This window comes from Dorea sp. OM07-5 (assembly GCF_003481355.1).
Taxonomy (GTDB): Bacteria; Bacillota; Clostridia; order Lachnospirales; family Lachnospiraceae; genus Dorea_D; species Dorea_D hominis.
Map to the genome: position 1 here is coordinate 1 of NZ_QUKZ01000043.1, position 2261 is coordinate 2261.

Annotated in this window: 2 protein-coding genes and 1 pseudogene; all 3 read right to left on the minus strand. The window is 44.7% G+C overall.

Going from position 1 to position 2261, the window contains the following annotated elements; genetic code table 11:
* Window positions 1-815: ArdC family protein (locus DXC04_RS15290; protein WP_243112185.1), on the minus strand; the 815-nt coding region annotated here is incomplete at its 3' end.
* 5 nt (window positions 816-820) lie between these two features.
* The gene (locus DXC04_RS15295) at window positions 821-1627 is read right to left on the minus strand and encodes a PcfB family protein (RefSeq protein ID WP_118661328.1); all 807 of its coding nucleotides are present in this window, start codon (window positions 1625-1627) and stop codon (window positions 821-823) included.
* 2 nt (window positions 1628-1629) lie between these two features.
* Window positions 1630-2261 (minus strand): annotated as a pseudogene (locus tag DXC04_RS15300) (relaxase/mobilization nuclease domain-containing protein); the annotation flags it as partial.

A 2261-nucleotide genomic window follows, 5' to 3' on the forward strand; every position in this document is an offset into this window, starting at 1 on the left:
GAAGCCTGACGGACATCATTTAAAAAGTCTCTCAGTTCCTGCGGATCTTTCTTTCCGCATTCATTCCTCTGTGCAATATACTCCAGATTGAATCCAGTAACATCCACACCATAACGTTTCGCAATCACATAGGCTGCACAATAAGCCTGTGCACTGACTTTCTGTCGGCTGTAGGTTCCGGTATGCTGGTCCAGTGCTGCACACGCCAGTTCTCTGTTCAGTGCATGGAATGTCGTTACTTCACTCATTCCGTTGCGGATATAAATGGTACGGTATCTCGGATTGTACTGGGCCTGCACTTTGTCTGGCAGATCATCCTCAATCTGCACACGTACCGACTGGTCTTTTAAGACAGTTCCTATCAGTTCTGTCAGACTTCGCTGAGGGCGTTCTTCCAATGGCTTTCCAGACATCTGACTGATGTCAAATCCTTTTCCGATCGTATACCCTCTCCGCATTTCACCATCTTTTTCGTATTCAGTGGAAATCATATAAGTAATGCCATGCTCCCCTGCTTTTACTGAACGGTGTTCTTCTCTCCAGCGTTCATAAGACCTTACTACCTTAAAATCTGGATGCTGTCCGTAAATCAAAAGCAGATTCGGTGTTCTCTGTGTATTACACTCTGCCATAAAGTCCAGAAAACCTTTCAGCTTTTCTCCATCCTGAAAAACTCCCTGTGCCTGTGAATCTACTTCAGCCCATACCTCTTCTCTTTCCTGCTGCTTCTTGGCTGCATATTCTTCCTTGGTCAATTTCTGTTCAGGAACCTGTGTTTCTTCTGTTCCATTTGAAATCATATTTGTTAAATCCATTTTCATTACCTGCCTTTCGTTTTCATGTTCTTACGTTTTTTCCGGCTTTCTCTGGCATTTTTCCGTCTGTCTGGCCTCCTGCGCTTCTCTTCCTGTTCCTTGCGGATATCTCCGAGTTCTTTCCGTACCGATGGTTTTCCATTCTTTTCTTCCCAGCTAGTTTCCTGACCGGAAGAAGTATTTCTGTTGCGCGAGAAAGGTTCGGACGGATTCTTTGCTTTCCCCTCCTGCGCATGTGTAAAATTTCCTTCCGGGAAAGCCTCATCCCCGATCTGGAACATTTCTTCCGCATCATCCAATTCAAATTCTATCTTGCCTTCCGGCAGGACAACGGTCTCTGTCCGTACATTCTCCCCGGTTTCTTTTTCCATCTGGTTCTCTGCCTTCTCCGGTGCATTCTCTTTTTCCACTGCTTCTGTAACCATAGAGCCTGATTCTGCTTTTACAAAATCCAGATTCATCCGGTCTAATACCCGGTTCATCTTTGCTGCATCATCTGCAAATACCATGACCTCTGTCTGATCCGGATTCACCTTATCCTTGATAACTACATATAAGATGCCCCTTGCCTTGGCCTCTTTTGCAAATTCTTTTAAGCGGTCACCCGGAACGGTAAAAAATTTCATCGGGCGCTGTTCCTTTAACATTCTGGTAAGCCTTGTTTTCCCTCTTGTCTTTTTCTGATCTTTCAGGGCGGCCGCAATAAAGATTGCCACATGCTTTGCCACATTTCCGGTAATCTTCAAAGAGTATTCCATTCCTTCCAGACTGTACCGCACCACCTGATCAGCCGGTTCTGCTCCGTAATTCATACTTATCTCACCTCCTGACTCTCTTTTTCTTTGTGTTCCACACGTTTCTCATTCTGGTTTTGTTCTTCTGCCTTTCGAAGTCTTTCTTCGATTTCCAATGAATGCTTTTCAATCCGGACGGTCATACGGACTTCTTTTCGGAGATTTTTTAATTCCTCATTGATTTCAGACAGCCGTGCTTTTCCACTGTCTTCACTGTCATTCCGATAGAGCTTTCTGCGTTCCTTCATCAGTTCTGAAATCTGCTTTTGTAACGGCTCACGGTATGTGGCAAGCTGTTCTCTGGTCGTAATGTCATGCTTCATTAAAAACTCAATCTGTTCAATCCTCTGATCCAGTTTCTGGATATCCTCTCTGATGGCATACGGACTTCTTCTCGGTCTTTTTGGCAGTACTCCCATCTGATATAGATAGGAATAATATAATGCCTGTATCCCGGTCAGTTTCCTCTTTGGATGAATCTGCACCGGCTTTTGATAGATGCGTTTTACTTTTGGCTGTAAGATCTGTCCACGGATCTCCTCTTCGGAATAGTTTTTTCCAAGAGACCGTAGCCGGATGTACCGTTCCATCCCCAGAGCCTTTAAAGCGACATATTTCCGGTTCAGTTTCCATGTGTATCCACGCTTTTCCA

What these genes read in the sequence shown, in the direction of transcription:
- DXC04_RS15295 (WP_118661328.1), bottom strand. Translation starts at nt 1,627, where the DNA reads ATGAATTACGGAGCAGAACCGGCTGATCAGGTGGTGCGGTACAGTCTG.